This window comes from Flavobacterium sp. MK4S-17 (assembly GCF_009848495.1).
Classification (GTDB): Bacteria; Bacteroidota; Bacteroidia; order Flavobacteriales; family Flavobacteriaceae; genus Flavobacterium.
On record NZ_WWEP01000001.1, the window covers coordinates 60,873 to 87,071 of the forward strand.

Below are 26,199 nucleotides of genomic sequence, written 5' to 3' on the forward strand. Positions count from 1 at the left end.
GCTTCAATTATCTTAATAGAAGTATCGCAAATTTATTAAAACTAATCAAATATAGTGAATTTTTTAAGTAATGCATATGCATTACTTAAAAAATATTTAAAAACATGAAATTGCCATATGGCAACATTGAGAAAAGAGGACGAAATACTGAGGGATAATATTAAGTTAAGACTAAAAGAGTTAAGAGAAACACACGGAAAGACTAAAGCAGGTGTTTCTCAAAATGTTGATATTGATAGACAAAATTTTCAAGCTTGGGAAAAGTTAGATACTAATCGTGGTATGTCAATTTATTCAATTAATAGAGTTTGTAATGCTTTGGGAATAACACTTAAAGAGTTTTTTGATTCTCCAATATTCAAATAGAATAGCTGCCATTTGGCAGCTATTATTTTCTCGTAGAAACACCTGTTTTTTCTCTGCAGGTGTTTTTACTTGTATTAATTACAATTAGGATTATTATTTTCGACTAGAAGAAATATGTTTTAAATGGCAGTAGAAGATTCAAGAAAGCTTTTGAACGAATTCCTTGGGTTGTGGACTCTAGCGGTTGTAGAGGTAATGTCAATAGACCAATTTGTTGGCGTGGGTAATAAAGATACATTTTGTCAATGGGTTGAGACTAAAACAAGATCTCTTGGTAGTATAAAGGGGCGTCCGGGCTCTATTAAATTTGGTATCTATGAACGAAAAGATCCCTCAAAAAAGCCGAAAAATTACAAAGGAGATAACAGATATTCTTGGATAAAAGCCTATGGAGATAATGCAGAAATTGCTTTTAAAACAGCAAGAGAGGACGTGGTTAAAATAATAAATTTATCTTTCAAAGGTGAGTTTAGGGATATTGATGACATCCGTTTACCAGATATGTTTAAATGGAAAATCGCCTTTTTGTATTCAAATGAAAGACTCATTCCAATTTATAAACGTGAAGTGCTGTTTAAGATTGCAAGACATTTTGGTATGATTACTACGAGAAGGACCAAAATATCAGAAATCCAAGAGCTAATGATTAATAATAAGCCGGCTGAGCTAAACGTCTATGAATATATGTGGCTGCTTTATAAAAGATTTGGACTAGAACTGGACGATGAGATAGTAAGCACTACGGGAAAGGCTCAAGGAAAGGGTGGCACAAAAGATAGAAATACTAATCGGCAGGAGCGAGGATCTTCTAAACCCTATACAGCTGAACAAAAACACAACATAATCCAACAAAAGCTTTACAGCAGACTTGTGGCTGAACATGGGGAAGAAAATGTAATTATGGAGCAAAATAGGGTAGATATAAAATTGTTTCATCTTAATTTCATCTGTTTTTATGAAGTAAAATCAGCATCTTTTGCTGCCGAATGTGTGAAACAGGCATTAGGTCAAATACTACTATATTCCATCAATGATACAGATTCAAGGCCGAAAAAACATATTGTTGTTGGGCAATATCCGCCGACAGAAATTGATTTAAAGTATATAAATTTTATAAAACAAAACCTGAAAGTTGAGTTTGATTATTTAGCTGTAGCTTTATAGTAAACCAAAAGTAACAATGATAGAAATTAAATTGGGAACAATTGCCCAAACGGATAGAGGAGCATATATAGAATTAGATAAGGAAATTAGTAGTAGCGAGCACGAAAAGTTACTTAAAGCAATATCGGAACTTCATTTTTATGAGAGTAATTTGAGATTGTTGGAAATGATAATTCTTAATAACAATGAGCTAACCGATTTAGCTAACACTGGGAAAGACTTAGTACATAACTCTCTTTCTTTTACAGGCGACAAAAGAGCTTACTATGTGCATCACCTTAATATGAACCGTAAATTTTTAAACTATCTAAGTTCGATACGTAGTTTTTTGGATCACATTGAAACAAACACAAAACGTAGATATGGAAAGGAATCTTATAAAATTCAAGAATTTAAAAAAATCACTGGTTATCTATACGATTCATATTTTGCGTACAGATTTTTGTATAAGCTAAGAAATTATTCTTTGCATTGTGGACTTCCAATTGATGACATAGAGCTATCTGTGACAAAGGTTGGCGAAAATTCATTCAGACCTGAATATAAAGTTGAATTCGATGCAAGAGAATTGTTAGCAAATTATGCCGAATGGGGTCCTGTAAAATCTGATTTAAAGAAGATGGATAAATTCTCCGTATTTGAAGTAACCAATGATATGTTTCCGATTTTAACCGAATTATGGCAGAAAATTATGCAACTATTCGAACCTGAGTTGAAGGAAGCAATTTCCTATATTACAAAAGAGACAGGTCATTTGAGGACCGATCATAATCATGTTTCTATATTTACTAACATTATTTATGAAAATGACTCGCCTCGGTATTTCACTAATCAAATTATCCCATATGACATAATAGACTCAATCTTGTCTGAACTTAATTCGAAATAAACCTATTAGCAAAATAATTTATTCCCGAATTTTAAAGTGGCTAATTTCATTAAATTTGATGTATGGACGAAAAAATAATATACCTTGATAATGCTTCAACAACCAGGCCGGATGATGACGTTATAAATGCGATGTCACTTGCAATGTCGCAAAATTATGGTAATGCAAGTAGTTCACATCAATTTGGTGAAAGAATAGGACAGGATGTAGAAAAAGCAAGAATGATGGTTGCCAGTTTAATTGGCGCTGATGCGGAGGAGATTACATTTACCTCAGGAGCTACTGAATCGATAAATACTATCCTAAAAGGTGTTGTTTCTAAAAATAAAAGTAATAGAGAGAAAATTATAACTGTTGAAACTGAACATTCTGCTGTACTCGACACGTGCAGATTTCTCGAAGAACAGGGTGTTGAAGTTGTTTATTTACCGGTTAATAGTGATGGGCTTATCGACCTTTCACTTTTGGAAAAAAATTTAGATGAAGACACTTTACTTGTCTGTGTTATGATGGTTAACAATGAAACCGGAGTAGTCCAGCCTATTAAGGAAATAACACAGCTTGTTCACAAAGCTGGAGCTCTAATGATGACAGATGCCACTCAGTCGGTTGGAAAATTACCGATTGATGTCAGTTATTTAGACGTTGACTTCATGGCGTTTTCAGCCCATAAATATTATGGGCCAAAAGGGGTAGGAGGACTTTTTACTAAAAAAGGAGTAAACGTCTTTTCTCCACTTATACATGGTGGAAACCATGAAAAGGGTAAGAGAAGTGGTACACTCAATGTTCCAAGTATAATTGGAATGGGAGTTGCTTCGCAAAAAGCACAAGATTCTATGGAGGAAAATCTGAAATTTATTTCCGATCTGCGCAACTTACTTGAATCAGAACTTCTACAAATACATGGTAGTTTTATAAATGGTTCATCTGAGCGTCGAGTTTATAATATAACAAATATATATTTCCCCAATATTGAAGCATCAGTACTAATAAAAAAACTTGATAATATTTGTGTTTCAAATGGTTCTGCTTGCACCTCAAATATAATTGAACCATCACATGTCCTTAAAGCAATGGGTAAAGATGATAATATTTCATTCTCTTCAATACGGTTCAGTTTAGGGAAGTACAATACAAAGGAAGAAATATTACAAGTTATAACCAGAATAAAAGAACTAATTGGATAATTCTATGTTTGAAATTACTAATGAGGAACTGTTTAAAGCGCTGTATTTTAGCGGAACTGAGGAGGACGTAGAAGTACTCCTTCAGAAATTTCCAACCATTTTTAACGACGATAACTGGGCTCCGCTAGGGGGGAATGAAAATATGTTTGGTATCGTAAGAAATCAGCAGTCAAGTCCCATTGCCGCATTAGTAGAAAAAGTAACTAATTCAATCGATGCTATTTTAACAAAGGAATGTCTTATAAAGGGAATTCAACCCGATTCTAGTGATGCACCTCAATCAATGGAAGATGCTATAAGAACTTTTTACCCCAATTATAAAAATTGGGATTTGAAGCAGGCAAGGCGCAAACAATCTGAGGATATTCAAATTGTGGCAGATGGAACGCCACGTAATACCTCGGTCATTATTTATGATAATGGCGAAGGGCAGCATCCTGAAAAGTTTGAGACAACTTTTCTTTCCCTAGTAAGAGGGAATAAGATTAATATCCAGTTTGTACAGGGAAAATATAATATGGGTGGAAGTGGAGCACTGGTTTTTTGCGGTAAAAAGAGATTCCAATTAATTGGTTCAAAACGATATGACAATACAGGCGAATTTGGATTCACCCTAATACGTCAAAAGAAAATTAGTGAAGCAGGAACCAACAGACGTTCCAGCCATTTTGAATATTTAAAAATCAATGGTGCCATTCCAAGCTTCGCGATACATGAGCTTGATTTAAAATTATATAATAGGAAGTTCTTAACAGGTACAATTATTAAACTATATTCATATCAGTTTCCTTCAGGTTATTCGGGTTTTGCGCAAGATTTAAATCAGTCTCTGAATGAATTCTTATTTGAGCCCGTTCTCCCATTGCTTACGGTTGATAAAAAAGAAAGGTATCCAAATAACAAAGTCCTTGAACTTGACTTGTTTGGTTTAAAAAGGCGGCTGGAGGAAACAAATAGTGATTACATAGAAGACTATTTTTCAGAGGAATATGTGGACGAACTTTTTGGGAAGGCAAAAGTTACCTGTTACGTTTTTAAATCCAAGGCTGAAAAACATGATGTAAAAAAAAGCAAAGAAATTATCAGAAGTAGATTCTTCAAGAATAATATGTCTGTTATGTTTTCAATAAATGGCCAGGTGCACGCTAGCTACACTTCGGAGTTTATCACAAGAACATTAAAATTTAATCTACTTAAGGACTATTTGCTGATCCATGTGGATTGTACCAACATGAATCCGGATTTCAGAGAAGAATTATTTATGGCCTCAAGAGATCGCCTGCGCGATGGCGATGAAGCTTTGGCACTACGGGAATACTTAGGCAAAAAATTGAGAAAAAGTTATCTTGATGAGATAAACAGACACCGTAAAGATAGTATTGGCCTTGAGAATGAAGATACTACAGAATTGATCAAGTCCTTTGCCAAGAATCTACCTAAGAACAGTGAACTATTTAAATTGCTTCAGCATACCCTGAAGCTCGAGGATAAGAAAGAAGAAAAAGAAAAGGAAGCAAACAAAAAGCCATCTGAACCTAAAACAAAGCCTGAACCAAAACCGTTTTTACCACAACGTTTCCCTACCTTCTTTCAACTTTACAGTAAAAAAGATGGGATTAATATTATAACCTTACCTAAAAACGGTGAGCGTACTGTAAGATTCGCCACGGATGTAGAGAATAACTATTTTGATCGTAGCGATAATCCCGGCGATTTAGAAATAAGTATACTATCAATAAAAAGAAATTCTTCGAATGGAGGTGATGAACCAGGAAATGGCACTAACATTTCCGGAACTTTAAATATTGCGAAAAGTAGCCCACATGAGGGCACAATTAAACTTTCTATTGAACCAACGGAAGAGATAAATGTTGGAGATGAAATAGAGGTTAAAGCATCACTGTCTGCTCCGGGAACAACATTCGAAGAGATTGTATTGGTACGAGTAGCGGATAAAGAGGCTGTTAAAGAGAAGGTACCTGATGATACAGAAGATGACGATTCTATCGGGTTACCGAAACTTCATAGAGTTAAAGAAGAAAACTGGAAAGCCTTAGAACAAAATAGTATTGAAATGAACCACCGTACGGTTATGAATCTTATCGCGGAAGGGGACCAGCTTCAGGATATATTTGTCAATCTGGATAGTCAAGTCTTTCTTAATCACAGATCAAAACTAAAAAGTGAGCAGCAAATACTAACCGCAGAGAAAAAGTATATCACATCAGTCTATTTTCACACTTTATTCTTATACATGATTACCAAAAGAAGAAAGTATTCAATTTCGGTAGAAAGTGAAACAGGTACCAATCCAATTAGTATTGATGAATACATAAAAGATATCTTTGATAACTATTACTCCGACTTTCTATTGAATTTTGGAATGGAGCAATTGATGAATGTATTGGAAGAATAGCATTAATTAGCAGAATCTAGATTTTTATTATTTCTGCAACATACTCTTGTATTTCTATATAATTGTCACGTGGATCAAAAGGGATTATATTAATGTTATAATCTTTTCTCCATCTACTAACCTCTGTATTCGTTATTTCATTTTTATTCATTAATGCGAAGTGATCTGGAGATCCGCCGTGGAATATATTATGAATATACCCTAAAAGTAGTTTTAGTTCTGGGTCTTTCAAGGATGCACCAAAGAATAAAACATTACAGGTCGAAAATAAAACATGTAAGACACTTTGGTATCCTTTTTCCTTAAAAATAATATTTCGGTAATCTTTCTCAGTTAAAATAATTTCATTGGCTGCACTACCTGCATCACCATGAGCCTTGAGTAGAAAATGTTCATTAGTCAGAATATTGTAATTTACGGCACTAGCATTCTTATAAGTTAAGGGATTTTTGCTTTCGTGATATACTTTAGCGTATGCTTTTTCAATTAAAGTATCATAGTTAGTAGTGATTATAAATCTATTTTTTATTTTTATGATATCACACAACGTATCGGATGGGACCAAAGACTTATCGTCAAATCTCTTCTTAAAAAACTTAGGTAAATCGGATCCTAAAATATCTTTCAAATCTTCCGCTACGAGAAGAAAATTATTGGAATCATCCGTTAATTGAATAAGTTCTTCCCTTTTATCGTTCGTAATTAAAGTATTACTATACGCTAAGTTAATCATTTCAATTAATAAATCTTTCCAGTTTGGTAACCCAGAAGACCTAGATATTCCCGCTCCAATATATATACCGAATGCACCTTTTACATAGGCTTCGCGAAGTTTAGGGATTACTTCCATGATAATTTTAATTTAAAAACTTATTAGTAAAAACTCTATGTCTAATTTTGATGTTGTTTATTTCAGCACCACTAGTTTTAAATGCAATTATATAATCATAAAGGTCTTTATCATAAATTAGACTAGTTTTATCTTCAATTAGTTGTTCTGGTTGAGCATTATATTTTCTCCTTAAATTCTCAAATTTTACAAAGTCATCTGCAATTTTAGAGGCTTTTATTGTTTTAATTTTATCATAATTATTATATAACAAGTAAAACATATCGACGAAAGCCCATTTATTTTTAAAAATTCCTTTTTTGTAACTGTTGATTTTTTTTAATGTGTCCAAAACATCATTAGTCTTTTTCATTAAAGGTTGTAACTCCGCTAATGTAGAGTTTGCCTTGTCAATATACAATTGTCGCATATCAACTGCCTTTATGCTACGCTTACCATCGTAGTTACAAAGACACACCACATTATCTAGATAATCTTGATGTTTATATCTTGAATTAGATATTTTACAGTCATTATCAAAAAAGGGATGATTTTCAACTATTGAATTTATAGCTGTTCCAATGTTACTAGCTAAGGCATGTCGTAACTCTACAGGATTCAATCTCTCGCCCATTTGTAGTCTAGCAAAAAGCGATCTTATTTCTTCAGGTGTAGTGTTGTCAATAATGGATACATGAAGTTTATAATTAAGAAAGTGGTTAAGTAGTGTTTTATCATTATTTGATTTTAGACTTTTAAACTTTACCCCTTTGGTATTAAAACCATTTATTAATGCATCATTCAAGGTATAATTTACGCTATCATTATCGTCTACAAATTCCCAAATAGCTCTAATACGTTGCTGACCATCAGTTACTTCATACTTATAGCTTAGATCTGCAGGCGTCTCTCGTAGATAAAATTTTGGAATATCGTAACCTCTTAATATCGAGTCAATTAAAAGCTTTTTTTTCTGGGGATTCCAAACTGATGTTCGTTGATATTGAGGTTTTGGATTTATTTTATTTTTTAGCTGGATAAGTTCTTTAATGGACCAAGTCTCACTTTTAATTTGCATAGCCGCTACCTGTTAAGTTTGGTTAAACGTTGTTCAAGTTCAAATTTTCTTTGTTCTAGTAATTGATCGAGATTTCTAGGAAATGTTAAATTAGTAAATCTGCTTATGTCTCCAGTTAAAGCTCCATCGTAGGCCAATCTCAGTATTAAAAAATGGGTTGTTGCTAGAGGTAAAGTTACAGTTCTTAAGTTTGTATCATCAATTAATCCCGCTTTATCGTGGATTAACTTTTCTGTTAATTCACCTATTTTTATAATTTCATCTAGAAGAATTTTGTCGTTTCCAGAAAATACATGCCCATTAAGAAGATAAATTAAAGTTGAAAAATTTGCATCATTAACTCTATATTTCTCTGTAAACTTTTCATATAGTAAGTTACTCTTTTTTCGAAGTTGTAGGAGCGGCCCATATAATTCGTCTAATTTTTTCCTAATTTCTGCTCTTTCCTCATCTTCTTTCTTAGCTTTCAATGTTTTCATTATCTGAATATAAGAAAACCATAAAGCTAATAACCCTATAATTATAGGACCAAGATCTTTAACATATGACAACCAATCCAAAGGAATTTTGCTTGGTTCATTGAAGTTATTTATCACATTATTTAGGCAAAGTGATACCATTCATTATTTTTTTTAAAAAATTTATACCGTCTTCTAGATTATCAAATACAATAGTAGCGCTTTCACGAACAATTTCAAATCTTGCGGCAAAATTTTTGTCTACTTTGGATTTTTCGTCAATTAATATTATTGATTTATCCATAGCTCTAGCATACCCGACCTCCAAAGTTAGTCCAATACCGGAAGGATTGTCACTTTGCATATAGGCAAATAGAATGTCAGATTGCTTTACGTAAAATAAATCCCAGAAAGTATATTCCGTGCTATCTGTCAGGGAGTGCTCTCTTGGATTGTAAAAAATAAAATTTTCAGAGTTAATAGATTCAATTACATTTTTTTGCCAGTTTGATTGATTCATTCCACCAGCTAAATATACTTTTGTTTTCATGTTCATATAAAACAAGACGCGCAACCTTCCTCTTCAGTATCGTCCAGGATATCCAAGAGGTAAGGGGATTTTTTATCTTGTGTTGATTTTAAAGTTTTTGCTATATGGTCTTGTTTTATTCTTGCCATACGTTCAGGTTTAATAATATCTTCAAGGCTTTCTTCCTGCATCCAAGTATATCCTGACTTTTCATACTCCATAGCTAAAGCAAACTTATCGGGATGCTGTTCATATAGCCAAATCCATTCTATTTTCTGTTGAAAAAAGCAGAAATAGCAGCCTGATCTACTGCGGGCATAAGCTCCAGTTTCTCCATTAATTTCGTAGGGCACTTTTTCATAATACTTCGGAACGCCTACACCACTATTCCGCAACAGGTTAAAAATATCTTCACGTACGAGATTATCTTCATTTTCTAACAACTGAAAATCATCGCAATGCGATAGCGGATACTCTGTTGTCTTTATATATTGGAATACAACCTTATTAAAAGACTTAGTACTAATTTCCAACAAATCCTGAAGTTTTGAATGCATATCATATTTCGCTGATATACGCTCTTCCAAAATTTCATTTACTCTACTTAAGTGGTGTTGTTCTATAGTATCAGCATACAAGTTCTTAAGTTGATCAATGTTACTATTCTTAAGCACTTTTTTTATGACATCTTCACTCCAAATGTTTTTTCTAAAAGGAAATATTGATTGGATGTTATTTTTTTTTGAAATATATCCTTCACGATTCTCGTCTCCTCTAATGCCGACATAAGATATGACAGGATCATTACCAATCCATTTCTCAAAAGGTTCAAGTTTTAATTTTTTGGTACACCAGCGAGCATTAGATGAAGGTAGGTATCCACCAAACAGATTCAAAAAATGATCAAAAGGTTCCTCATGGCTACCGGGAGCCGCTTCAATACGCGCTACGGTTTTTCCGGTGTATACTTCAATGCCTTTTATCAGGTCATAAGTTTCCTGAAGTTCTTTACCTGTATCTGTAAAGTAATATTCTATATCAAGATCCGGATATTTGTCATAGAGGTAAATAGCAAGTGCACCGCTATCCTTACCGCCCGATATACCCATCACGTGCCTTACTTTCTTCATTTTTTCAGTTCTTTCTGCAGTAAGCTGGTTAAAACTGCTATATTCACCCTGCTATCTTTACTTAAAGCTAATTTAAGCTCAGCCTCTTTGTTTTCAACTTCTTTGTTTTTATTCTTTGGTAAACGTACCAAATTTTTCTTTAATCCATCTACAAAAGACGTAATTTCAATCTGAAAGACGTTCTCGTTTGCTTCGTCAAAATCCTGTTTACTTAAATCACAAAGGTTATCCAATTCACGAATCATTTCAGTAAATAAGCTATACAGTCTAATTTCCTCATCGTCCGAAATGTTCTCAAGCGTTTTACCTAAACACACCTGCACCAAAGAATTTAGCCATGCTATCCTGTCGTCAAGCGGCGAGTTAATTCTTTGGATGAACGCTTTTTGTTCCGGTTTGAGAAAATGTCGTTTTATTGCTGAAAACCTGTTTTGCAATTCCGACTTATATGTTTCAAAATCATTTGATTTGCCCAAAATGTCTTCTGCCAAGAAATTCTCAAACCTTTCGATCAGGTGGGTGTAACTGAACCTTATTTCTTTAATACTCAATTGTAGGTCAGTAACATAGTTGCCCAGTAATTTTTCATCTTTCTGTAGCTGAGTAAGACTATAACCCATAGCAGCAGGAAAATCCTCAAAGAAGGCTTTTTCTGGATCCGTTGATTGGGCAATAGCAGCTCGCAACCGTATTGATTGCAAACTAATACGTTCAGTGTTCTTTGAGTAATAATTTATATCCTTTGCATAAAATTTCAAGAATGGCTTGATTGTTTCAATGAAACTTTGATTGCTAAGCTTTTCCTTTTCAGATTGCTGAAGGAGTTTTCGATATTGATTAAATAAGGCTAGTCTGATTCCTTGTACATCAAACGCTTTCACTTCGAATTTCTGTGGGTCCCTTGAAACCAATTCTAATGTCTCATCTGTCAGCTCAGGAATATAGATATCATTACTAAATAATGCAAAATCATTTCTGTTAATATAGAGAAATATTGGAATCCAAAAATCAATAAATCCCTGTTTTAGTTTAAATGGCTTTGTCGACATTTGTTGTACAAAATCGCCAAGGTTTCTCTTACTATGTTTGGCTGAATTCAAGAAATCAATTCCCAAATGCCATAATGGGGCAAAGCTAGGGTCATTCGGTTCACCTAAATCAAAGCTACCGTTATTATTCTCATAGTGTATTCCGGTTTGAGAAATTAAACTCAAATAAATTGTTTTATCTGGTGGGAATGTGTTGGGAAGATAGCCTATTTGTGGCGAATTCCAGTTGCCCGTAAGGTGTCTCATCATCATTTTTCGCGCTGTAGATATTGCAGATGATATTTTTGTTTTATTTACCATCTCATTTTTATAAATAGGAACAGCATGATATATATTATCCGAAAGCCTGGATAACCACCTATTTAAATCTCTCATGCCATTTATCTCTCTACGTTGCCCCTGAATGATCCAATCTACAGAATGTTCATTTGAATAAAGATCTTCTAAAACTAATTTGTTAAGCATCATGATATGGTGATCCTCTATGAGAGTCAACTCTTCTGTTGCTATCTTATCATCAATATGGTCTGCCTTAACTTTCCTTATTTTAAGGATTTCATATATTGCATTTTGGATTTTGGAAGTATTCTTGTACAGTACGAAAATAATTGCTTCGTTACAGTTTTCGGATAAATTAATTACATCTTCTAATGTACTGTCCGTATCGAATATAAGTTGGATGTAACCGTCTATCTCACCTTCCGGAGTAAGTGTAACCGGTCTGTCAACTAATTGAAAAGAAAAAATACGAGGCGTGCCTTTCTCATGGAATACAGATTTAGCGGACAAATGATGAAAATTAAAAAATTCTGACAGGTAGGGTATTAGCGAGCGCGGTGCTTCTACATGAACGGCAGCATCCAGCAGTTCTTTCTCGATATCAAGATCCGTACCTTCCCATATTTTATAACGGCTAGAGAATTCAACATATCTAATTACGCGAAGAACGGTCAGTTCTTCCAATACTTTAGCAGTATTTGAGAAGGAAAAGGTATATCGAGCGTACTTATCAAGGAAGTCTGGGTCTATATGTCCTGAGGCAGACGAAAATATATTTAATAAACCTATGGTTTTTACAATATTAATTGCGTTAGCTTTTTCTCCGCTATAAAAACCCTCAATACGCTCAATGGCTACCCTAATGTTTGTCCACTGTGCAAAATGAGGATTAAACTTACTTGTCAGAAAAGTATAATAGTTGTGAATTAGATAATCATAAACATTTGATAGGTTAAAATATTTATTATTTTCTAAGTCAAACGATGAAATACCATATGGATCATTAGATTCCAGGAACGAAAATAGTGACCGCTCGTTTTGTCCATAATTTTGTAGGGCTAGTGTAAGTGCTGCCGCTGATAGTAAGTCGAAAGGTACTAGCTCTTTTGCAATTTCTTCAGTAAAATAATCACGTAAAGGAAAAAGCCTACTTTTATTAATTGCTTTAAAAAGTTCATTGGCATTTTCAGAATCTTTGTTAAAAGAAAGCTGAGCGGTCCTTTTCGCTGCTAGGAAGAGTAGTTGTTCGACCGGTTCATTGAAAGTTATTTCCTTAAGACGCCCTTTTACTTTATCCCATTCATTCTGCTGTGTTTTATTTAAAGTATACGCATACTGGCTGAAATCCTGATGTAACGTACTAATCAACAAAATATTTTTAGCCGGGTCATTTACATATTCAGCAAGTTGTTGAATAAAATATAATTCAGTATCAGGATTATTTTTTGCTGCAAACTCAAGAAACTTTCCAAATTCATCAATTACTATAATTATACCCTTGTTCTTTTCCTCGGATTCCTTGTATAGCTTGGTTAGGCATTTGAGAATATCTTCAGTATTGGAAGAACTAATTCCAAAATGTTTTGCAAATACATTGGTCAAGGAACCATGGGTTCCGACAAATTTTATTACATCGAAAGAATTTATTGAGGTAGTAAATTTGTTTTGAAAATAATTAGTGGAATTTTCTAAATCGCTTAAAAGCGCTTTTAAAAAAGCGGACTTTCCAGTTCCGTATGCTCCAACAAGATTAAATGCCCTAGTACCAATTTTATAGTCTTTAACTATTTGTTTATAAACCTGTAGTGAGTTAGGGGTAACAATATAGTTCAAGTCAACATTCTGATCTCTAATAATATTGACTGAAGGTGAGAACGCCTTATATGTATTATCTGTAATATTCATTTAATATTTGCCATTTATCGAAAGTCTTTTTAATCTGTAATGTTTGATTACCTGCCGTTTCGTTGTAAACCAGTCCTTCGAATTTGTTGGTTATTTTAATAATTTGTTCGTAAAGGCCTTGTGCGCTCAAGGCAAATACATTACCCGGAGAATTAACTCCTGCTAAAAGCTGCCTGAAACTAATTGATTGTTGATCTTCATAGTTATCAAGGATTTGATAAAAGACAATTTCAAAAGGTAAATTCCTACGAATACCTGCCTCAATTTTGAACCAGTCAGTTAATGTTCCATCAATATTACGTTTCTGATATGGAACTATCAGTTCCAAATCCAGGAACATATTTGCAAAGGATTCTTCAATTTCAAGTTTGCTTTTTTTCTCAGGCCTGTTATAACTTCTTAGCAATACATTTATATCTGTATTTATCGTATTTTCATTATAACGTATATTTGAATCATCGTCGTCACACTTCCTTTTAAGATACGAATGAAGTTGTTCCTTTGTAAAATCAACTCTTTCTTTACGAAATTCATTAAACATTAAAGAATATATTGACGCCTTATTTCTTTTTATTAGATGGTAATGTAAAAGCCATAATGTACCAATGTCCTCAATATATGGATCAAACCCAGCATTAGAAAAAAAATTATCAGCAAAATCGGTCGGGTTTTCGTGCTCTTCATCAATAAGGTCAAAAGATTTCATCCAATATCTTATAGAAGCAACCATATTTTTACCAACCCCTAAATCCACAACAGCTGAAGTATCGTTAAATGACTTATTGGCAACAACAAAATCATATCCTTTTTTAAGCCAAAATTGTTTGCAAGCAAAAGTCTCATGACCGGAAAAATGTAACCTTTGCTTTTCTAAATTCGTAATCATCATCTCAAATCAATTTGACTGTAAATTAACGAAAAAATTGTAGATTTTCTTCTAAGCTGCTATACAGTTGCTAACAATTTATTAACCAATTGCTTGATTTTAGGAAGGTTATGATTGGTTTATTTTCTTAATTTCCTCCACAAAATACCCAGGCGAAATCTCTGTCCTCTTCTTAAAAGCCGTCGTGAAATGCTGTGCCGTGCTAAACCCCGCCTCATCTGCCAGGGCGCCATTGGTATATTTGCGCAATAGCGGTTCCGCCTTTAACCGCTCTACGATATAATCAATCCGCAGGTCGTTGATATAATTGACAAAGCTCTTTTGCTTTTGATGGCGTATCACTTTGGACAGGTATTTATAATTGGTATTAAAGCTTTCCGCTAATTTTGTGGCGGTAATTTCCTTTTTTAAAAAGCCGTTCTTTTTCTCAAAATCCTGCAGCTTTGAAATTATGTGCTGCACTATTTCAGGATTGATATCCAGTTCACCATTAGTGGGACGTACAGGCTCAGGCTGCTGACGCATATCTTTTTTTAAGAGGGTCTCAAAACGTTCCTTATAGCGCCTTCGCAAGCCCAGGTATCTTCTGACAATTAATGTAACCGCAATCAGCATCACTACCAGCAAAGCCTTAAAGAGCCAGCCTGACCACCTGCTCCTTGATAGGTCGTCCTGCAACTTCTTTTTTTCTGCCTGCAGGTCTGCCGTATCGTATTCCTTGTGGACTTTCGTTAACAGGTACCGGAACCTCAGGTTCAGGATGCTGTCCGCCTGTAACAGCCGGTCCACATACTTTAGCTGTTCAGTTGTATTCCCTTTTCTATGATAATGCCGGATGAGGAATTCATAGCTTTCCCGCAGGTCGGGCCGGATGTACTGCCTCGCAGTGAACGTACTGTCCACTTTGATAAAGTAGTGTACCGCTTTAGCCGTATCGGCCTTTGCAGCGTAGGATTTTCCCAAATAAAAGTGGGCAACAGCCTCATTGGCAAAGTCGTCTGCCTTGCGCAGTTCCGGCAGCGAGTAGCGAAGGTGGGTAATGGCCCGGTCAAACCGCTGCCGCTTGTAATTGGTGATCCCATCTGCCAATTCAATATAAGGCAGCAGCAACCTGATCCCAAGGCGCCGGCTCTCTTCCAGCGCCAGCACGCTTGTAGCCTCAGCAAGATCGAGGGCATCAGTGTAAGTGTAGCATAAGCTCAGGCTGTGGAGTGAAATGAGGTAGGGCAGGGGTTCAGTATCCCCGTAATAATCCACACACTGCCGGAATAACGCTATGGCCTCGTTATAGTAGCCCAGGTAGTATTTGATCTGCGCGATACTGTATTTTACTTTGTGAATAAGATATTGATCCCGTGTCCCAACAAGGTAACGGTTAGCAGTAAGGTAATTGTCAAGGGCAAGGCGGTGCTGCTTGCGCTGGTAGTAAACCACTCCCTTTGACAGGTATGCAGACCCTATCAGGTCATTGTCTTCAGCTTTTTTGGCGGCCATTATCATGCTGTCCGCATACACCAGGCGTTTGCTTTCATCGCACTCATGCATGATCTCCTGATACGCTGCAACCATTTGCGCCCAGTCCTTTTCCTTTTTCGTTTTCGCCAGATAGGCATCCAGGTACTGCCAGACCTTCGGCGTGCCCTGGTACATTCCTATACGTTCAATAAGGCTATCGTACGGTGATCCTTCCGGGATATTCTGCTGAGCAGTCATGACAGACGGCAAAACGATATACAGGAGGGCTCCCAAAAATTTTACTTTCATGGCAATCTTTTGTATGGCTTTGAGTGATAGCAAAGCAATAGGCGGTTATCATACTGTTTGGGAGACTTACTATCCCAAATTTAATTTAAAGTCCGTTAAAGAAAACTTAACACTCCGATAAAGTTACACTCTGTAATTCCGGAATTACACAGCTGCTATACCGGAACGCCACAGGTATTCCTTTGTTTTGCAAGAGGTTGTAAAATAGTTTTGTCCTGAATTCACAACTGAGGGAATCGTGAAAAAATTTCCTTGTTCTGCTCCCCGGGCGAATGGAACTGAAGAAAAGATTCAGTAACATTTTTTAAACTATCCAACTATGAAGGCAATTACTTCATCTATCGTTTTGTTATCCCTGATGGCTGCCTGCAGCCCTGAAGATACTGTGTCGGATATGACAACAATTGAGCAGGCCGCTTATAATAAACAAGGTGCTGTTTCACCGTCAAATCCCGCCAACCCCTACGACCACATTGGCTCCATCTATAGGAACCTGCTTGACAGTTACTATGCCATACCCCACCAAAACCTAACCCTTGAACAGGTAATTTCCGGGGGAGAAGCACTCCTGATGCAGGATCAGGCCTTTCTGACGCTGCTGAAAAATGAGCCTTATGTTCCGGTAACTGCTGAAGAAATCCAACCTTACCTTGACGTTGAAGGTAATATTTCTGCGCTGCTTGACCAGCGGTATGGCCTTGAAGCCGTTGAAATTTACCAGTCTGTCACCAATACACTGGAACCGCTACTACAGGCTGATGCCCCATACTCCGAAATCCGCGCTGCACTTATCGCGATTGAAGATCTCGCCATCCATTCGGAAGAGCTATCTGAAGCTGACCGCGCTGTGGTACTCACCACTATATCAATAGTACGCAACGCCCTTCATAAAGGCGGCAAGCCAAGGCGGCGTGACAGGGATTGGGAATGGATGATCGGTAATATCGCAGCCACTGCCAATGCGACCCTGGACTCCAAACCACAGGCTATTATGGCTTGCTTTGCGACTGACGTGTATTAGAACAGCATAATCCCGAAAGCCTTTTTCGGGATTATTTTTTATACGAGTGTTTATGGATCTACAAAACGACTCCGGACATGCAGGGCTACAGGTTAACCTTCTCCGCTTGGCTGCTTCATCATTTTCCATTGCATTCCTTTATAGCTTAAACCATTACAGGTATAATTTAATTGCAGTAACAAATGGCGAGGCAGAACTTACTGTGGGAGAAAGCATCGTAAAGATTAAACCTTCAGGGATCTGCCTTTTGCCTTCCCATTGCTATCTACGGCCAGCTGCCGGCTGTGATGCCGCCTTCTGGATGGTCAGGATAACCGAACGCTATGCAGCAACCGCCATGTACAGCGGAAACAATGACTTTTTAACCCAGCCCCGAAGTGGTGCGGTGCACTATCTGGAAGCAGGCCCCTCCAGCTTCAAGGTGATAAAACAGCTGCTACAGTTGCTCAACAAGCATCAGTCATACAGTGAATCGGCAAATTCACAGGTCATATGCAGGCTTAGCATTAACCTGTTGATAAGCTTGCTGAAAGAACTGACCGTCTCTGCCGCCCCGGAGTTCAAAGCGGCCCTAAAGAGGAAGGAATATATAACAGTGGAATTCCTAAGGCTCGCAGAAAAGGAAGCCCAAGTGCATCATGATGTGCATTATTATGCCGGGATGCTTTGCATGACCCAGGGGAACCTGACAAAAATAGTAAAGGAAGTCACGGGCAGGCCACCCAAGGCGCTACTTGAAGAAATTCTTACCCGTATGGCGAAAGAGCTGCTGGATAACAGCCTTTTGCCCGTTTATTTGGTAGCTGAAGAACTTAATTTCAAATCCTCGTCAGCATTTATTAATTTCTTTCGCACGCAAACAGGCAGCACTCCCAATGAGTACCGTAACAGAAACACGCGATAGTCATGAAAACCGTCCGCACCTATTCCCTGGAATGGCTTGATTCGCTGGTGTCCGTGACACTTAACCCTCACAAGCCCTATCGCAGCAGGCTCCGCGCAGCAGACATTGCGTCCCTTGCAGAACAGCTTCCCGAAGAAGTGCTGCAGGTCCGGTCTGAGCTGATCGACAAAGTATTTGCCCTGAACAAGGACAGCCAGGTGCAGCACCTCGTCAAAAAGTATCATGAAGCCTTGCTATCATTGCAGGGGCTTTTGGCAGAGTACCGGAATGACGCTACATTTAATGCCCCACAACTTAACGGGCTCGATACAAAAATAGCTGCCTGCCTTGATGACCTGCTAACTTTCATAAAAAGGCGCTTTGGCTACTACATCGGTGCAGAAATCAAAAATGCTGATGCAGCCATTCCGGCGGATATCCCGCCAGGCCAAAAAGAAAGGCAACCGGATCATAAGCAGAAGATCCTGTGCACGCTTTCCGGCGACCAGATCGCCCTGATACTAAGAGGGGCTGATGAGGCGCAGCTACTAAAAGCCCGCTCCATGAATGCCGTCTTTAAAAGCATTGTCCCTTTCCTGTCCACCGAGCACAGGGAACATCTCTCGCCTGATTCCATCCGCAGCAAGGCCTATAATCCTGAGGAGGCCGACCGTGAAGCGGCAATTTCCGCCCTGCAGGCTATCATCCGGAAAATCCAAAGCTACTAGGGAACAATTTGGGGCACAACTTTAAGTTGTGCTTTTACAGCATAAACCAAGAAGGTAACTTCGTCAATGTAAAAATGAGTTGAGCGGTACTGCCGCAATGATGCCGATTAATGTTGAACGAAAAAATTAAAGCTTATGTTTACCGAAATTACCTGGGCTACCTACCTGAAGGTTACAGCCGCCGCACTTTTCATCTACTACACTTTATTGCTGCTTAAACTTTATTTCCCCCAGATCAGGACATCGATTTCAAACGGAAGCATGGCCTTCAGCCAATCCCGCACTACTGAAGTAAATCACGCTACAGGCATTATGGGAGAACAAGGTAACCTTGTACCCGCCGGAGAATTCAATGAACCCGGTTACAGTGATTACGAAATCATTGAGGAGATGGTTGATAGGGTTAAGGGCGCTTTAAAAGAAGCTGTCACTAACGAGCAAGGTGAAGACAAGACCATCGTACAGCTGAAAGCGATTGTCAATGATTACCCGTTACTTTCCAGATCGAATTTCAGGCCCTCCATTAATGAATTTATCGCCACTGAAAGCCAGCAGCACGGCTTTGTTTCCATAACGGAAGAAGTAGCGGAACAATTCTGGAAGACTACATAATACAGCGAAGGCCAGGCCCCTGTTCATCCTGCAGCAGTGAGAAGAAGGTGACAGAAGGAGGGGGGAGCGCAACGGCGGCCAGCCTTCGCTATTCTATAACTTAAATCAAAGGACATCATGAAAAATACTGTAAGCAAGGCGATGCACGTAGTGGCATTTGCCCTTTTGCTGGCATTGCCCTTGGTAGCCAATGCCCAGGACGGGCTCGCCGGCATCAACGAGGCCAACCAGCAGGTGAGGAGCTATTTTGACGCCGGGACTGACCTTATGTATGCTGTCGGTGCGATACTGGGGCTGATAGGAGCCGTTAAGGTTTACCAGAAATGGAATGCCGGAGACCCTGATACCGGAAAAGTTGCCGCCGCCTGGTTTGGCAGCTGCGTGTTCCTCGTCGTTGTGGCCACTGTGATCCAGTCATTCTTTGGCATATAGCTATGGGGACAGTATACAAGGTCAATAAGGGCATCAACAAAAGCATCGAGTTCAAGGGGCTGAAGGCGCAGTACATCTGGTACCTCGGCGGGGGCATAATCATACTGATGATCCTGTTCGCCGCCCTGTTCATCATCGGGCTGCCCTCGCTCGTTTGCGTAGGCCTGATAGGAGTGCTGGGGACGCTTCTGGTTGTGAATATATACGGGCTCAGCCGCAAATACGGGGAGCATGGCATGATGAAAGCCCTGGCTAAAAAACAGCTGCCTAAAGCCCTGAAGTGCTACAGCCGTAAGGTGTTTATGCGAAACGGAAAATTATGAGTTTATGGAAAAGACACTGGAAAAAATGTTGCCGGTACTGGATGTCCAGCAGGGAGTCATCGTATCGAGGCAGGGGGATGCCACCCTGGCCTACCGGCTGGAATTGCCGGAGATCTTTACCCTATCGGATACGGAATATGAAGCGTTCCACCAGGCATGGCTGAAAGCCATCCGCGTGCTGCCAAAGCATACGGTGCTGTATAAGCAGGACTGGTTCATCAGGGCCGGGCACCGGCCTGACTTCTCAAAAGGCACTACCAGCTTCCTGGACCGCAGCAGCGACCGCTTTTTTAATGAGCGCCCCTATTTGGACCACAGCAGCTACCTGTTCCTTACTAAAAAGCCTTCGGGAAGGAAAGCGGCGACATCCTTGTTCTCGAGCCTTGCCAGGCCATCATTGCTACCCAGGGAAACATTGGGCCCGCAGGAATTGCAGGATTTCAGGGATGCGGCAGGCCAGTTCCAAAGGATATTGGAGGACAGCGGCTTTGTCAAGGCAGGACTTTTAGGGGATGCTGACATTTATAGCGATAAAGTAAAAGCAGGGCTATTGGAACGATACTGCACCCTGAGTGATAAAGAAGGGGAGCACGTTTTTGGGGACCTTGTCTTTGATGATGCACTGCTGGTTAACGGAAAATATGTGCAGCTCTACACCCTCGCTGATGCTGCCAACCTTCCCTCACTATGCGGGCCGCGGATCACCTATGACCGTTATTCGACCGACCGGACCAGTTTCAGCGTGGGATTTGCTTCACCGCTGGGGCAGCTACTTCCCTGCAACCACATTTACAGCCAGTACATCTTCATAGAAGATGCCGCTAAAACCCTGCAGCGTATGGAGAGCAAGCGGCTGCGCCTCCAGTCCCTGTCGGCGTACAGCAGGGAGAACCTTATTGCCAGGGATGCTACCAACGATTTCCTTAATGAAGCCATCAGCAGGCAGCGCCTGCCAGTGAGGGCCCACTTTAACATTCTCGTCTGGTCGGACAGGAAGGATGACCTTAATGACCTGAAGAACATGGTATCCTCAGCGCTGGCGCAGATGGATGCTTCTGCCAAGCAGGAAACGGTGGGTGCCGCCCAGATCTATTGGGCGGGAATACCGGGCAATGCTGCCGACTTTCCCATGAACGATACTTTTGACACTTTTGCTGAGCAGGCAACCTGTTTCCTCAACCTTGAAACGGGTTACCGCAGCTCCTTAAGCCCAGTCGGCATACGGCTCGGTGATCGCCTTACGGGCAGGCCTGTGCATGTGGATATTAGTGATGAGCCTATGAAAATGGGCATTTGCACCAACCGCAACAAGTTCATCCTCGGCCCCTCGGGCAGTGGAAAGTCCTTTTTTACCAACCATATGGTACGAAGTTATTATGAGCAGGGCACGCATGTGGTACTGGTCGATGTCGGCCACAGCTACAAGGGGCTTTGCGATATGGTGGGTGGCTATTACTTTACCTATGAAGAAAGCAATCCCATCCGCTTCAACCCCTTTTACATCGGCGAGGGTGACAGGCTGGATACCGAGAAAAAGGAAAGCATCAAAACCTTGCTGCTGGCGCTGTGGAAAAAGGACAATGAGACCTTCAGGCGCAGCGAATATGTGGCGCTTTCCAATGCGTTGCAGCTGTACTACGAAAAACTGGATACTGATGCAGCGCTATTCCCGGGCTTTGATACCTTCTATGAGTTCCTGCGGGATGATTTTACAAAAGTGCTGGAATCTGATAAGGTAAAGGACAGGGATTTTGATGTCAGCAACTTCTTATATGTGCTCAGGCCGTACTACAGCGGCGGTGAATTCGATTACCTGCTCAACGCGACGGAAAACCTTGAGCTCCTGCAGGAGCGGTTGATCGTTTTTGAGCTGGACAACATCAAGGACCACCCGATATTGTTCCCGGTGGTGACCATCATCATCATGGAAGTATTCATCAGCAAGATGCGCAAACTGAAGGGCATACGCAAAATGATCCTTATCGAGGAAGCATGGAAAGCCATTGCCAAGGAAGGCATGGCCGAATACATCAAATATTTGTTCAAGACCGTGCGCAAGTTTTTCGGGGAAGCCATTGTGGTAACCCAGGAAGTGGAGGACATCATTTCTTCTCCCGTGGTCAAGCAGGCCATCATCAATAACAGCGACTGCAAGATCCTTCTCGACCAGCGCAAGTACCAGAACAAGTTTAACCAGATACAGGAGCTCCTGGGGCTGACCGAAAAGGAAAAGGCGCTTGTGCTGTCTGTGAATAAGGCTAACGACCCCGACAAAAAATATAAAGAAGTATTTATCTCCCTGGGCGGCGTACTATCAAAAGTGTACCGCACAGAGGTTTCGCCTGAGGAATACCTGGCCTATACCACGGAAGAGAGCGAAAAAGTAAAAGTCCAGGAATACGCTGCCCGCTTCGGGGGCGACATCCGCAAAGGCATTGCGGCCCTGGCTCAGGACCTACAGGACAATTCTAAAAAATAACAGTTATGAAAGCACTTGCATTAAAAACAATACTATGCTTTATGCTGCTCAGCAGCATCGAGGCAAGGCCAGAAGCGGCTGCGCCACCGATCTTCGGAATCGTCCGCGCCGCAATCGTCAAGGCCATTAAAGCGATGGACCTGAAGATACAGAAGCTCCAGAACAAGACGATATGGCTGCAAAACGCGCAGAAGGAACTTGAGAACACGCTCTCGAAAGTAAAGCTGGATGAGATATCCGACTGGGCCAATAAGCAAAAGGAGCTATACAAGGAATATTATGATGAGCTCAAACAGGTGAAGGCCATAGTCAGCCAGTACCAGCGCATCCGTGACATAACACAGAAGCAGGCGCGGCTGCTGTCGGAATACCAACGCTTCCGGCAGCTCTTCCAGCAGGATGACCATTTTACCCCTGAAGAGCTATCCTATATGGAACGGGTTTATAATGGTATACTTCAGGAAAGCCTCAACAATATGGAACAGATCTTCCACGTCATCGAATCCTATTCGACCAGCATGAGCGATGCGGAGCGCCTTGCACTTATCAACAAGGCTGCGGACAGGATCGACCAAAACTATGACGACCTGCGATTGTTTAACCGGCAAAATGTACTGCTGACACTGCAACGCGCCAAGGGCAAAAAAGAAGTGGAGCAGATGAGGCGCCTCTATGGTATCGCCAACTAAAACCTTTGCAATATGAAAAATATCTTTACGACACTTGCGCTGCTGGCAGCCCTTACTGTTTCGGCCCAATCCGGCCAGGACAGGGTCATGTTGCAGCAGATCGCTGCCCTTAAGACCTATGGCAGCTATATCAAGAAAGGCTACCGTATTGCCAAAGACGGCCTTGCCTTTATCGGCAGCGTTAAAGATGGCGAACTCAGCCTGCATACGCTGTTTTTTGATGGGCTTAAAAATGTTGGCTCCTTTGTCAGGCAATATCCCAAAGCAGGAGCAATCCTCGAACTGAACAACCGGATAGGAGAACTCCACGAAAAACTGTCCGCCCAACTGGCCACTGACCTGTTCCATGGCAATGAGAAGGATTATATCCGAAGGGTGGTGGCGCGCGTACTGGAAGGTTGTGCAGATGATATAGACGCGCTGAACTCGCTGCTGTCACAAAGCAGCTTAGTGATGGATGACGCACAAAGGCTGGAGAGGATAGATGCTTTATATGACGGCATGGAAGACAGGTATATTTTCAGCCGGGCATACCATAATGCATGCGTAACGCTGGCCGCTGCGCGGCAGCAGGAATGCTCGGGAATCAGGCAGTCAAGAGAATTACTTAACCTAAACGAACTCCCATGAAAAAAATACAATACCTGATGCTTCTCGTTGCTTTTACCGCCCTTTCACCAAAAGCTACTGCGCAGGTGCAGGAACTGAAGCAGCTTGCGCTGAATATTGAGAAGCTCACCCAGTTCAGGGCCATTTTGAAGGACATGAAAGAAGGTTACCAAATCCTGACCAAGGGCTATAATATGGTAAAAGACCTTACACAGGGAAACTTTGACCTGCACAAAACATTTTTGGATGCACTCCTGCAGGTTAGCCCTGCAGTCCGGAACTATAAGCGGGTAGGGGACATCATTGACTATCAGGTAAGGATCGTGCAGGATTGCGGGAGGCACCGCAACAAACTCCATTCGAGCGGGCTTTTCGCGGCGGAAGAGCTACTCTATTTTTCAGGGGTTTATGATAAGGTCTTTGAAGAAAGCTTAAGAAATCTGGATGAACTGACTGACGTGCTTACGGCCGGAAAAATGCGGATGTCGGATGAGGAGCGCCTTGCTGCCATTGACAGGATCTACATGGCGATGCAGGACAAGATGCTGTTCGTGCGTGATTTCAACTCGGAAACTTCGGTTTTAGCGGTCCAGCGGGCTAAGGAAGCCCGCGATGTGGAGGCGATACGGCTGCTTACCGGCACCAACCCTTAATCAAAATGTTATGATTAAAATCAATTTTAAGGCTGCCCTATACGCAGCCGCGGCCCTTCTTTTGCCCGTCGCCGGATTCGGCCAGTCACTGGCTGAAGAGATGAATGGCCTTCATGGGATACTTGAACAGCTGTATGATGAGATGATGCCCCTTTGCAGTGACCTTATCGGTATCTCGCAGGGAATTGCGGGCTTCGCCGCGTTGTTCTATATCGCTTCACGGGTATGGAGGCACCTGGCCAATGCGGAGCCCATAGACTTTTATCCGTTGTTCCGTCCCTTTGTGATAGGCTTTTGCATTGTTTCATTTCCCTTGGTACTTGCCATGATCAATGGCATTATGAAGCCCACGGTTACAGCCACAGGCGCTATGGTAGAAAATTCGAACCAGGCGATCGAGGAGCTGCTCCGCCAGAAAGAGGAAGCCATCAAGACCACTGATGCCTGGCAGATGTATGTGGGCGAGGACGGCAGCGGCGACCGGGACCGTTGGTACAAATACACCCATGACGGGGAGGAGCCTTCCGGTGAGGGGCTTATCGAAGGCATTGGCAACGATATCAAATTCGCGATGGCAAAAGCGTCCTACAGCTTCAGGAATTCGGTCAAGGAGTGGATGAGCGAAGTGCTTCGGGTGCTTTTTGAAGCAGCCTCACTATGCATTGATACCCTGCGCACGTTCCAGCTCGTAGTGCTGTCCATCTTAGGCCCGCTGGTCTTCGGCCTCGCCGTTTTTGACGGCTTCCAGCATACGCTGACGGTCTGGCTGGCACGGTATATCAATATCTTCCTGTGGCTCCCTGTCGCCAACATCTTTGGCAGCATCATCGGCAAGATCCAGGAGAAAATGCTGCAGGTCGATATTGCGCAGGTCAACGAATATGGCGATACCTTCTTCAGCAGGACCGACATGGCCTACCTGGTCTTTATGATCATCGGTATCGTGGGTTATTTCACAGTGCCTTCCGTTGCCAATTACATTGTCCATGCGGGCGGCGGCGGTGCGTTGAGCCAGAAGGTCACGACCATTTTCAACACCACCACCACATCTGCGGTAAGCTCCGCTTCCACGGGTGCAGGCATGGCGGCAGACGGCTTGGGGGATGCCGTGAGCAGGGTTACCGGAAGCTTCTCCAGCCATGCCCGTAGCTCGCAGTACTTTGATGATGACAAGGATAACTATATGAAGGATAAACTAAAAGGAAATGGATAACCATGTTTAAGAAACTCAATAACATCGACACCGCTTTCCGCCATGTCAGGGCCTTTACCCTGGTAGTTGTAATAGCAAGCGCGCTGGTCAGCATATTCGCACTCTATCAAAGCTTCAAGACGGTGAACCGCATGCAGGATAAAATATATGTTTTGGCCAATGGCAAAGCCATAGAAGCCTATGCTTCCGACCGAAGGGACAACATAGCGGTTGAGGCGCGCGACCATGTGCGGAATTTCCATCACTATTTTTTTACCCTTGACCCTGATGAGAAGGTCATCCGCCAGAACGTTTCAAAGGCATTGTATTTGGCCGACAACACAGCTAAAAGGGTATACGATGACCTGAAGGAGGGCGGCTATTACTCCGGTATTATCTCCGGCAATATCAGCCAGGGCATTAGTATCGACAGTATACAAATTTCCGTCGCCAGCTATCCGTACTATTTCCGGTGTTATGCAAAGCAGCAAATCGTACGGCCTACAAGCATCCTCACCAGGAGTCTGATCACGGAAGGCAACCTCAGGAATGTATCGCGGAGCGACAACAATCCGCACGGATTCCTTATCGAGCGCTGGAGGACTATTGAGAATAAAGACATCAGAACTGAAAACCGCAAGTAACC

Annotated in this window: 25 protein-coding genes; 17 read left to right on the plus strand and 8 right to left on the minus strand. The window is 40.8% G+C overall.

What is annotated here, in order from left to right; all coding sequences use genetic code 11:
- The first annotated feature begins 117 nt into the window (after nucleotides 1-117).
- From GSF09_RS00310 to GSF09_RS00330, 5 genes are all read left to right on the plus strand, one after another.
- Nucleotides 118-366 (plus strand): helix-turn-helix transcriptional regulator, encoded by a 249-nt coding sequence (locus GSF09_RS00310; protein ID WP_159798925.1) that lies wholly within the window; start codon nucleotides 118-120, stop codon nucleotides 364-366.
- Between the two features lie 123 nt (nucleotides 367-489).
- Complete coding sequence (locus GSF09_RS00315; protein ID WP_159798926.1) at nucleotides 490-1,530, plus strand: hypothetical protein; 1,041 nt, start codon at nucleotides 490-492, stop codon at nucleotides 1,528-1,530.
- A gap of 16 nt (nucleotides 1,531-1,546) precedes the next feature.
- Entirely contained in the window at nucleotides 1,547-2,419 is an 873-nt protein-coding gene (locus tag GSF09_RS00320; protein WP_159798927.1) for a hypothetical protein, read from the plus strand.
- A 62-nt stretch (nucleotides 2,420-2,481) separates the two neighbouring features.
- The gene (locus GSF09_RS00325; RefSeq protein WP_159798928.1) at nucleotides 2,482-3,609 is read left to right on the plus strand and encodes a cysteine desulfurase family protein; all 1,128 of its coding nucleotides are present in this window, start codon (nucleotides 2,482-2,484) and stop codon (nucleotides 3,607-3,609) included.
- Between the two features lie 4 nt (nucleotides 3,610-3,613).
- Nucleotides 3,614-6,025, plus strand: coding sequence for a hypothetical protein (locus GSF09_RS00330; RefSeq protein ID WP_159798929.1), 2,412 nt, complete (start codon nucleotides 3,614-3,616; stop codon nucleotides 6,023-6,025).
- A 16-nt stretch (nucleotides 6,026-6,041) separates the two neighbouring features.
- Here GSF09_RS00330 and GSF09_RS00335 read toward each other — a convergent pair whose 3' ends face one another.
- From GSF09_RS00335 to GSF09_RS00370, 8 genes are all read right to left on the minus strand, one after another.
- Nucleotides 6,042-6,875 (minus strand): SIR2 family protein, encoded by an 834-nt coding sequence (locus GSF09_RS00335; RefSeq protein ID WP_159798930.1) that lies wholly within the window; start codon nucleotides 6,873-6,875, stop codon nucleotides 6,042-6,044.
- A 7-nt stretch (nucleotides 6,876-6,882) separates the two neighbouring features.
- Nucleotides 6,883-7,932 carry a DUF262 domain-containing protein gene (locus GSF09_RS00340; RefSeq protein WP_159798931.1) on the minus strand — a complete coding sequence of 350 codons (1,050 nt, stop codon included), beginning with the start codon at nucleotides 7,930-7,932 and terminating at the stop codon, nucleotides 6,883-6,885.
- 5 nt (nucleotides 7,933-7,937) lie between these two features.
- Nucleotides 7,938-8,552 (minus strand): hypothetical protein, encoded by a 615-nt coding sequence (locus GSF09_RS00345; protein ID WP_159798932.1) that lies wholly within the window; start codon nucleotides 8,550-8,552, stop codon nucleotides 7,938-7,940.
- On the minus strand, nucleotides 8,530-8,940 hold the full coding sequence (locus tag GSF09_RS00350; protein WP_159798933.1) for a nucleoside 2-deoxyribosyltransferase domain-containing protein: 411 nt from the start codon (nucleotides 8,938-8,940) through the stop codon (nucleotides 8,530-8,532). Before GSF09_RS00350 ends, GSF09_RS00345 begins: the two co-directional genes overlap by 23 nt.
- A gap of 2 nt (nucleotides 8,941-8,942) precedes the next feature.
- A complete protein-coding gene (locus tag GSF09_RS00355; protein WP_159798934.1) occupies nucleotides 8,943-10,049 on the minus strand; it encodes a phosphoadenosine phosphosulfate reductase family protein in 1,107 nt (368 codons plus the stop codon).
- The gene (locus tag GSF09_RS00360; RefSeq protein ID WP_159798935.1) at nucleotides 10,046-13,282 is read right to left on the minus strand and encodes an AAA family ATPase; all 3,237 of its coding nucleotides are present in this window, start codon (nucleotides 13,280-13,282) and stop codon (nucleotides 10,046-10,048) included. The genes GSF09_RS00355 and GSF09_RS00360 overlap by 4 nt, the downstream gene beginning before the upstream one ends.
- Nucleotides 13,266-14,171 carry a DUF4007 family protein gene (locus GSF09_RS00365; protein WP_159798936.1) on the minus strand — a complete coding sequence of 302 codons (906 nt, stop codon included), beginning with the start codon at nucleotides 14,169-14,171 and terminating at the stop codon, nucleotides 13,266-13,268. Before GSF09_RS00365 ends, GSF09_RS00360 begins: the two co-directional genes overlap by 17 nt.
- 105 nt (nucleotides 14,172-14,276) lie before the next feature.
- Complete coding sequence (locus GSF09_RS00370; protein WP_159798937.1) at nucleotides 14,277-15,737, minus strand: helix-turn-helix domain-containing protein; 1,461 nt, start codon at nucleotides 15,735-15,737, stop codon at nucleotides 14,277-14,279.
- A 514-nt stretch (nucleotides 15,738-16,251) separates the two neighbouring features.
- Between GSF09_RS00370 and GSF09_RS00375 the strand changes: the two genes are divergently transcribed.
- From GSF09_RS00375 to traK, 12 genes are all read left to right on the plus strand, one after another.
- A complete protein-coding gene (locus GSF09_RS00375; protein WP_159798938.1) occupies nucleotides 16,252-16,953 on the plus strand; it encodes a hypothetical protein in 702 nt (233 codons plus the stop codon).
- A 52-nt stretch (nucleotides 16,954-17,005) separates the two neighbouring features.
- Nucleotides 17,006-17,857 carry a helix-turn-helix domain-containing protein gene (locus tag GSF09_RS00380; protein ID WP_159798939.1) on the plus strand — a complete coding sequence of 284 codons (852 nt, stop codon included), beginning with the start codon at nucleotides 17,006-17,008 and terminating at the stop codon, nucleotides 17,855-17,857.
- A gap of 2 nt (nucleotides 17,858-17,859) precedes the next feature.
- The gene (locus GSF09_RS00385; protein WP_159798940.1) at nucleotides 17,860-18,564 is read left to right on the plus strand and encodes a hypothetical protein; all 705 of its coding nucleotides are present in this window, start codon (nucleotides 17,860-17,862) and stop codon (nucleotides 18,562-18,564) included.
- Between the two features lie 135 nt (nucleotides 18,565-18,699).
- Nucleotides 18,700-19,176: a hypothetical protein gene (locus tag GSF09_RS00390; protein ID WP_159798941.1), complete on the plus strand. Its 477-nt coding sequence runs from the start codon at nucleotides 18,700-18,702 to the stop codon at nucleotides 19,174-19,176.
- Between the two features lie 141 nt (nucleotides 19,177-19,317).
- On the plus strand, nucleotides 19,318-19,608 hold the full coding sequence (locus GSF09_RS00395; RefSeq protein WP_236564832.1) for a DUF4134 domain-containing protein: 291 nt from the start codon (nucleotides 19,318-19,320) through the stop codon (nucleotides 19,606-19,608).
- Nucleotides 19,609-19,610: 2 nt separating this feature from the next.
- Nucleotides 19,611-19,931: a DUF4133 domain-containing protein gene (locus GSF09_RS00400; protein WP_159798943.1), complete on the plus strand. Its 321-nt coding sequence runs from the start codon at nucleotides 19,611-19,613 to the stop codon at nucleotides 19,929-19,931.
- Between the two features lie 4 nt (nucleotides 19,932-19,935).
- A complete protein-coding gene (locus GSF09_RS00405) occupies nucleotides 19,936-22,410 on the plus strand; it encodes a TraG family conjugative transposon ATPase (protein ID WP_159798944.1) in 2,475 nt (824 codons plus the stop codon).
- Between the two features lie 5 nt (nucleotides 22,411-22,415).
- A complete protein-coding gene (locus GSF09_RS00410) occupies nucleotides 22,416-23,099 on the plus strand; it encodes a conjugal transfer protein TraI (RefSeq protein ID WP_159798945.1) in 684 nt (227 codons plus the stop codon).
- A gap of 12 nt (nucleotides 23,100-23,111) precedes the next feature.
- Nucleotides 23,112-23,729: a hypothetical protein gene (locus GSF09_RS00415; RefSeq protein ID WP_159798946.1), complete on the plus strand. Its 618-nt coding sequence runs from the start codon at nucleotides 23,112-23,114 to the stop codon at nucleotides 23,727-23,729.
- On the plus strand, nucleotides 23,726-24,361 hold the full coding sequence (locus tag GSF09_RS00420) for a TerB family tellurite resistance protein (protein WP_159798947.1): 636 nt from the start codon (nucleotides 23,726-23,728) through the stop codon (nucleotides 24,359-24,361). The genes GSF09_RS00415 and GSF09_RS00420 overlap by 4 nt, the downstream gene beginning before the upstream one ends.
- 10 nt (nucleotides 24,362-24,371) lie before the next feature.
- Nucleotides 24,372-25,574: a conjugative transposon protein TraJ gene (traJ, locus tag GSF09_RS00425; RefSeq protein ID WP_159798948.1), complete on the plus strand. Its 1,203-nt coding sequence runs from the start codon at nucleotides 24,372-24,374 to the stop codon at nucleotides 25,572-25,574.
- Between the two features lie 2 nt (nucleotides 25,575-25,576).
- A complete protein-coding gene (gene traK / locus GSF09_RS00430; protein WP_159798949.1) occupies nucleotides 25,577-26,197 on the plus strand; it encodes a conjugative transposon protein TraK in 621 nt (206 codons plus the stop codon).
- Nucleotides 26,198-26,199: the final 2 nt, after the last annotated feature.